The sequence below is a fragment of the Trichocoleus sp. FACHB-591 genome (genome assembly GCF_014695845.1).
Taxonomy (GTDB): Bacteria; Cyanobacteriota; Cyanobacteriia; order FACHB-46; family FACHB-46; genus Trichocoleus.
This window is the reverse complement of record NZ_JACJPA010000044.1, coordinates 1-6,474: the sequence shown is the minus strand read 5'-3', so window position 1 is coordinate 6,474 and position 6,474 is coordinate 1. Positions and strand designations below refer to the sequence as shown.

At 47.1% G+C, this 6,474-nt stretch carries 13 protein-coding genes; 7 read left to right on the top strand and 6 right to left on the bottom strand.

Annotated elements, in window-relative coordinates; translation table 11 throughout:
• Positions 1 to 98: 98 nt before the first annotated feature.
• Both H6F90_RS08200 and H6F90_RS08195 read left to right on the top strand, forming a co-directional pair.
• Complete coding sequence (locus H6F90_RS08200; protein ID WP_190551859.1) at positions 99 to 437, top strand: hypothetical protein; 339 nt, start codon at positions 99 to 101, stop codon at positions 435 to 437.
• 238 nt (positions 438 to 675) lie between these two features.
• Positions 676 to 960, top strand: a complete 285-nt coding sequence (locus H6F90_RS08195; protein ID WP_190551857.1) for a hypothetical protein — start codon at positions 676 to 678, stop codon at positions 958 to 960.
• A 405-nt stretch (positions 961 to 1,365) separates the two neighbouring features.
• On the opposite strand, the gene H6F90_RS08190 is transcribed toward H6F90_RS08195, so the two are convergent.
• Positions 1,366 to 1,530: a hypothetical protein gene (locus tag H6F90_RS08190; protein WP_190551855.1), complete on the bottom strand. Its 165-nt coding sequence runs from the start codon at positions 1,528 to 1,530 to the stop codon at positions 1,366 to 1,368.
• Positions 1,531 to 1,548: 18 nt separating this feature from the next.
• On the opposite strand from H6F90_RS08190, the gene H6F90_RS08185 reads away from it, so the two are divergent.
• Positions 1,549 to 1,815: a hypothetical protein gene (locus H6F90_RS08185; RefSeq protein WP_190551853.1), complete on the top strand. Its 267-nt coding sequence runs from the start codon at positions 1,549 to 1,551 to the stop codon at positions 1,813 to 1,815.
• Between the two features lie 135 nt (positions 1,816 to 1,950).
• On the opposite strand, the gene H6F90_RS08180 is transcribed toward H6F90_RS08185, so the two are convergent.
• The 5 genes from H6F90_RS08180 to H6F90_RS08160 are packed head-to-tail and all read right to left on the bottom strand — an operon-like array spanning position 1,951 to position 3,860.
• The gene (locus H6F90_RS08180) at positions 1,951 to 2,307 is read right to left on the bottom strand and encodes a hypothetical protein (RefSeq protein ID WP_190551851.1); all 357 of its coding nucleotides are present in this window, start codon (positions 2,305 to 2,307) and stop codon (positions 1,951 to 1,953) included.
• A gap of 4 nt (positions 2,308 to 2,311) precedes the next feature.
• Positions 2,312 to 2,650, bottom strand: coding sequence for a hypothetical protein (locus H6F90_RS08175; RefSeq protein WP_190551849.1), 339 nt, complete (start codon positions 2,648 to 2,650; stop codon positions 2,312 to 2,314).
• Positions 2,635 to 2,904 (bottom strand): hypothetical protein, encoded by a 270-nt coding sequence (locus H6F90_RS08170; protein ID WP_190551847.1) that lies wholly within the window; start codon positions 2,902 to 2,904, stop codon positions 2,635 to 2,637. Before H6F90_RS08170 ends, H6F90_RS08175 begins: the two co-directional genes overlap by 16 nt.
• Positions 2,885 to 3,502 carry a hypothetical protein gene (locus H6F90_RS08165; protein ID WP_190551845.1) on the bottom strand — a complete coding sequence of 206 codons (618 nt, stop codon included), beginning with the start codon at positions 3,500 to 3,502 and terminating at the stop codon, positions 2,885 to 2,887. Before H6F90_RS08165 ends, H6F90_RS08170 begins: the two co-directional genes overlap by 20 nt.
• A gap of 43 nt (positions 3,503 to 3,545) precedes the next feature.
• On the bottom strand, positions 3,546 to 3,860 hold the full coding sequence (locus tag H6F90_RS08160) for a hypothetical protein (RefSeq protein WP_190551843.1): 315 nt from the start codon (positions 3,858 to 3,860) through the stop codon (positions 3,546 to 3,548).
• A gap of 381 nt (positions 3,861 to 4,241) precedes the next feature.
• Between H6F90_RS08160 and H6F90_RS08155 the strand changes: the two genes are divergently transcribed.
• Genes H6F90_RS08155 through H6F90_RS08140 form a run of 4 tightly spaced genes read left to right on the top strand, consistent with a single transcriptional unit; the run spans position 4,242 to position 6,383 of the window.
• Positions 4,242 to 4,691: a hypothetical protein gene (locus H6F90_RS08155; protein WP_190551841.1), complete on the top strand. Its 450-nt coding sequence runs from the start codon at positions 4,242 to 4,244 to the stop codon at positions 4,689 to 4,691.
• Entirely contained in the window at positions 4,654 to 5,058 is a 405-nt protein-coding gene (locus H6F90_RS08150; RefSeq protein ID WP_190551839.1) for a hypothetical protein, read from the top strand. Before H6F90_RS08155 ends, H6F90_RS08150 begins: the two co-directional genes overlap by 38 nt.
• Positions 5,058 to 5,231, top strand: a complete 174-nt coding sequence (locus tag H6F90_RS08145; protein ID WP_190551837.1) for a hypothetical protein — start codon at positions 5,058 to 5,060, stop codon at positions 5,229 to 5,231. Before H6F90_RS08150 ends, H6F90_RS08145 begins: the two co-directional genes overlap by 1 nt.
• Positions 5,232 to 6,383, top strand: a complete 1,152-nt coding sequence (locus tag H6F90_RS08140) for a hypothetical protein (RefSeq protein ID WP_190551835.1) — start codon at positions 5,232 to 5,234, stop codon at positions 6,381 to 6,383.
• The last annotated feature ends 91 nt before the right edge of the window (positions 6,384 to 6,474 follow it).

Genomic DNA, 6,474 nt, shown 5'->3' with positions numbered 1-6,474 from the left:
GTAGGTGTCAATAATCTTTTGCCGTAGGTCAAGCGAGTATGCTTTCATTGCCCCTGAAACACTAATAATTCTCTACACTCTACCTGTACCTCACTAGATTGGAAAACGCTCTAGACGGAGGCGAACAAGAGAAGAAAGTAATTGAGGATTTGAAAAATACATACACTCGGAGTGGATGGAAAGAAGACCATTTTTTACAGTTTAAGGAGCATGAGTTTGAACGGTACTATCCTACAGAGTTTCAATCAAGGGTAGCTCAGAGCTTAAAAGGGGATAAAGAGTCTCGAAAGAAGTCAAAAAAAAATCTCTTTCACGACGTGGAAGCGTGGATTCAGAAAAATCCTGAATTAGCCAAAGCTGCCCTAGAAGAATCAGCAGCAGAGGTTATTTCAGTTCTGCGTCAAATAGAATCTAATTTAGCTTCAACTCAGAAGTGATTATAGTCGTCTGGAGAATACCTTTAGAGCTTGAGGTGTAGTAGCTGAATCGTCATGAGCCTGCTTTGATATGTGTACTCAGATTGGCAGAATTACGTCACACAATGCCAGCTAGGGGCAATGGGGCAGCGATCGCCGAGTTTGTAACACTTGCCCCACAATCAGTGGGGTTATTTTTTGGCGGGAGCGATCGCACCTGGGAGGGAAAACTAATCGCAGCATCCTACCCCCAACATTTATGGAAGTAACGACTTTACTAGGCATTGCCATATTGATTCGTGTAATCGGCTATTTCATAGCCTTCTGGCTCAGTCTGTGGATTCTGAAACGGTTTGTTAAAAACAAGAACAATCGCTACGTCCTGGTAGGAATCCTTAATGCCTTCTTGCCCCCGCTTAGCTTCTTCGTCCGGTTTAGCCAATTGGATCTCGCAACCTATCTAATTTTTGGACTGCCTATTCTGGGTTGGATGTATTGGCGCGATCGCTCCCTCACTTCAGCAGGGCGATCGTCCAGTTTGTAACACTTGCCCCACAATCAGTGGGGTTATTTTTTGACGGGAGCGATCGCTGTAGTGAAGTGAAGGCGTGAGTCCCTTACAAGGGCATCCTTTAAAAGCATCTGTCAGGGCTTCTAGGAGTAAGTTTCTTCTATGCTTTTGGATTCAATACTGACTTCAGTATTCATGCTAGCGTTTGTTGTTTCGGCCCACTTCACCGCTTATTGGCCAGTGTTGCTAGGGCTTAAGCGGCTTGGAATAAGCCTTCACACCAGATACTTATTTACCGCACAACTTAACATCCTTGTTTCTGTAGTAGCACAGATGCTCATCTCAAGCGAAGGACTTTCCCTACGGGGCAACCTGCATGACGACCTATACACATTCTTGACATACTTGGGCTACTCCTTTTTTATAGGGCTTCCAGTGCTACTGCGGATGTGGTGGGGCGATCGTAAGAGTGAAGCCAAGAAGCGACCAAGCAAGTAGTTGAGAAAGAAGCGATCGCCCAGCTTGTAGCACTGTCTCCACAGTTAGTGGGGTTATTTTTTGACGGGAGCGATCGCCTTGGCATGGGCAAACTGATTGCAGCATCCTACCCCCTGCATTTACATGGACGTTGTTGGAATTGGCTTGATAGTTGCGATCGGCGCTGTGGCTTTCTTCGTTAGCTTCTGGTTAGAGCTGCTGATTGCAGGGATTTTTCTGAAAAACCTGAATAACCGTTACCTAGCAGTTTTGTTGCTCAACTTGACTCCAGCATTGCTCGCCCTCGCCAAGTCACCAGGAAAGACCCTAACATTTGTTCTCGTTGGGCTTCCAATTTTAGGGTTGATGTACTGGCAAGCTACGAAGGCAACTTTGAAGCGTCCTGCCTAACCTCAGCGGCTAACTCTTCCAGCGCTTCTGCCAATGCCAATAAGTCTGTTTTGCTGGCAGGAAACTTCAATGAAGGTCTGAGCGAAACTTTGAAGCGCTCGACCTGGGGCCGATTAATTTGGTCGCTGCTGAAGCTCATTCTGGATGCCGTTGTCCCCTAAGCATTGCTTTGATTTCCAGCAATTCTCTGTGCAACGCTTCAAACTTTTGCCAAAGCTCGTTGTGTTCTTTATCAGCCCGATCATCAAAATCTTTCATCAGAACACCAATGTTCTGAATCATTTGTTCTTGGTTGCGTCGCAGATGAGCAAAATCACGCTCGGCGGCATATTCCTTTTTAACTGCTTCAGCCGTTTGCTCGCGCTCAATTTGTGCTTTCTGTTTGGCTAAAGCTTGATTTTGTTTCCGATTTGTTAACCAACCCAGTAACCAACCCACAGAAGCTGTGAAAACTGAGAAGAGAAAACCAGCCAAACCTAAATCAAATTTCATGGCCTTATATCAACTCTTCTAGGGTTAGACTCCAGTCGCTATCGGGCCAGATGAACCCGTAGCGCCTACGAATTAAACGTTTCACCCCGATATATCGCACCACCATTCCTGAGTTTTTCAGCGGCTCTGGAATGGGCAATTCTAAAATCAATTTTTCCCGTTTGGGATAAAGGCGAACTGTAGCGCTAACCTCATCACTAGCAAAATACTGTCTGATTAAAGCGCTAGAGCTAAGCTCTGGAGTCAAGCCAGAGTAAGAAATCCTGAACGTATCGGAAAATGTGGGAGCGTTGAAGGTTTTCCAGTCGAGCTGGGGCTTAAGAGTTCCTAAGCTTCTCCACATAACTCCCACTCTTCCAGAAGGTCTGGATCTTCAAACTCCTCTAAGCGCTCGTCATACTCTCCCCCCTCGATGTATTCTTGGGCTTCTTCCCAAGGAACAGCCGAAAGAACCCCCCCCTGATCGACCCTAGCCACTAAGGAAAACTCAGGGCTTGAGCTTGCTACAACTTGCCAATCAGGGGGGAGAGTTAAACCCAAGGTTTGATCGAACTCCGGGTCACCCGGAAGAATCAGATTAGATCTCGATTCCGTCATCACGTAAGGTTCTCCACCCAGCAGGGAGGCTGTCAGTTTTTGATGGATCACAGTAGGTAGAAATTGAATCAATGCCGCCTCTACCACCGCTGAGGATTTTCCCCACCCGTGGAGGTTTAGGGAACTCAGCCCCAAACACTAGATCCTTATCATTGAGGCTTCCTAGCTTAATTCCCAAAGCACCTAGTTGAGCCTTAACGTTGTTGTGTGTGTCCAACGGCTGCATCCAAGCGTATTTGATGCCGTTAACGGTCACGTACACACAAACTGATTTTGGCCCTTTGGCACGTCTGCGGATCTTTCCACGTCCAACGCTCCACCCAGAAGGCAACCGCCCGACTTTGGAAATGTCGCAGTAAGAACTGTAAACATTGACTGCACTTCCAGCGACTTCAGTTTTAGTTGCCACAGGGGGTTTAGGTGCGTTCGCTCCAATCACTAACCCTGTGTAATTTGCTGAGTTGTTACCGTCAAACTTAACCTGACCTAACTCTGTCCTAATTGTGTCTTTGACGTTCGTTCTAAATCCATATTTGAGAATGGTATTTCCTCGAATAGGGCGAACGGTCATTAAGTCCCGCTTTGCATATTTGCCCATTGTCTTAGTCCCTATTTAGTAGTTGTGTTTCAGGAGCTAAAACCTAGACTCTGGAGCCAGTAGAAGCTCCCAGATTGACGGGGGCATCAATCGCGACTGTATAGGTGTAAGTTACAACATAAGTTCCGTCATCGCGACGGACAGGGACACCTGGAGCAGGTAGAGCAAAAGCGTCTAGTTGGTTATTCGCGTTTGCGGGGTTGGCATTGTAAGTCTCTTGTGCAGTAGCAGCAGACTCTAATACCTGCTGGAGCAATTCAGCAACGTTATCAGCGGTGCTTTCAATGCGAATCGTGCCAGGAGCAGGCTCGGTGATAGTGCCAGGAAAAACCGCATCCATATCAGCAACAGTGATCATAGGTCTAGTGCCCGTAAAAGGTTACAAATAGTCTTCCCCACCATAGCTAGCCTGTTATCTCGTTTCAAGAGCGGCTAGACTAATTACAAGACTCACAAATCCATGACAGAACCCCTGCGGTTCCGTCATAAGACGAAGCCTCTAAAAGCGTCTTGTAACGTTTTATTAAGTATGGATTTAATCTGTTATCCCAGGCTTTCCACTTGCAGCAAAAGAGCGTTAGCAAGGCAGAAAACAAGCTGGGGACACCTCTACGTTTATCGACCCAGAGGGCATTTGCTCGAACGTCTGAGTAAAGAGCTGAATTGGACAATTCCCCAAGTTGCCGCACAGCTCCACAAGGAGAGAAATCAAATTTTACGCTCTGGAGTAATTCCCTAAATGGCTGCATCGGTCCAGCAAGCTTACAGCCGCAATGTCAGCATCCTTAAGAGTTTCACCAGTGGTACTGGAAACAGCATGGTCCAGTTGTACGCTCCAAGTAGTGTCTCGAAGTGGGACCGCACAGCCACGATTCGTTATTACGGCTTTATTACAAGCCTGAGACTCAAAGTGGATATCAATTCTCTCTCTGAGTCTCAGATTCCCAGATTGGACATTATAGCCGATCGGACTGAGCGGATCACATCAGTTCGCGACATGGAATGGAAGGAGCCAAGGAAACAGATAGATTTTTTTCTAAAAACTAGTCAGATAGACTGGACGCAAATAGCCAGCATTTCACTCTTAAATCGCCTACCTTACTATCACGTCAATTTGCTGCACTACTTGACGGATGGGAGCAGTTTTGAAGTTGGTAACGATACAAGAGTTAGCGGCTCGAATTGTTGATGCTGGCTATGGGCTGCTTAATAACACAGACAATCTCGTAATTTTTGGAAGTGCCCAAGAGGAAGCAACCGCACTTCCATCAGATGAGCCAGAAATTAGCTACGCAGATGATTTTTCTTGGGAACTGGGGACTGATTCGCGCCTAATCCTGCCAGCGAATCCCAATCGCCTCCAAGCAACTTTTGTAAATCACTCCGAGACTGAAAACGTTTATTTGAGCTATGGGGGCATCGCTCGATCAGGCAGAGGAATTGCACTCCTGAAAGGGGGAGGCACTTACGAAATCAACAAATTCAACCCTTACCGAGGTGCGATCGCTGCGATCTCAACTGGAGCATCAACGTTAGTAGGAATGGAGGCTGTTTGATGTTTGACTATGGCATTTTCCTCAATCCGAAAGCTAGACCCGCTTCAGTTTTCCGCCTACCTTTCCACTGTGGCCCTATTCAAGCTCGGATTCTAGAAGAGAGGGCAAAGCGGCCAAAATACGAAAGCCATCTCATTTATCAACCCTCTGCCCCTAATCTCCTCACTCCCTAGATGCCAACTCGCCAACCACGACAAGCAAGGCGACAACCACCCAGGGAAGATCCACCCAGGGGCGAACCAGGAGCGCCGGAGCTACCACTCCCAACTGAGGAACCGTTACAACCTTGGCTAGAGCCAATCGGAAACACTGGTTTTTATCAATCTCCTGTGGAGCCAGTTGACCCTAGGGACTGCGATCGCTGGCCTGACTCACCTTATTGTGGTGGGTCTGGAGTCAACCTATCTGATTTTCTGGACTTGGCTCCAGATTTCCATTACAACGATTGCGAGGTATGCGTCACCATTGCACCGTCCCTCGCCTTTATCTCGTTGCCACCTTACACGGTCTGTTATCGGAAGCCAGAGTGTAGACCGGACCCAGGGGAAGAACTGCCTGATTTACTGCCACCCATGCCACCTGGGGATAGTCTTGACGTACCTAAAGAGGGGTTGTATGGGGGCTGTGATGGTGAAATCTATGGAATAACGCTGCTGGGAAGAGTGGACATCACACCAGGCCAAATCTCTTATAACTATTCTTTTGAGTTAGAAACGGCTCCTACTTATTACGTTTATGGGCCGATCGGATCTATCCGATTAGTAAAAATCTTTGAGAACACAGCACAAGATGTCCAGTATTGGGGAATCAGAATTCACTGTAAGGGACCAATCACGCCCTATCTCAATTTCTCACCTTATGAGAGTGGGACTTATAGGGTTTTTAGTATGCCCTTTCAGTGGATCATCACATCAAGCGGGGGACTTAGCCTCCGACTATTAATAACTAGGCAAGATGGCAGGACTGTAGATATTTGTGACACCGGAGAACCTGCACCATTTCCTCCTCCATCAGTTCCCGGTCCCCCTCCTCAACCTCCTTTTAATCCACCGTGTGAATGTATGGCTTGCGACCCTGAACAAACAGCACTGCTCAGACTAATTGCCAAGCGACTAGGCACTGATGATTACCCAGCTTCAGTCCCTAAATCCCTGCTTACTGATAGGGGAAGTGGACAGCAGCAAATAGAGAGCCTAACCCAGCTTATAGGCTGGTTTGTGCAACAGGTTGATGGATTAGTCGGTGAGTTTCCTATCAACATTAAACCTTATCGGAAATTAGGACTTAGAATTATACCGTGCACCTGGAATGAGGTCGGTAGATGAAAATGACATATGCGGAACTACGAACCAAACCGCAGACCTTGTGTAGTTTAACCGGGCTCACCCCCAAAGAGTTTGAGGCTTTGTTAGAGAG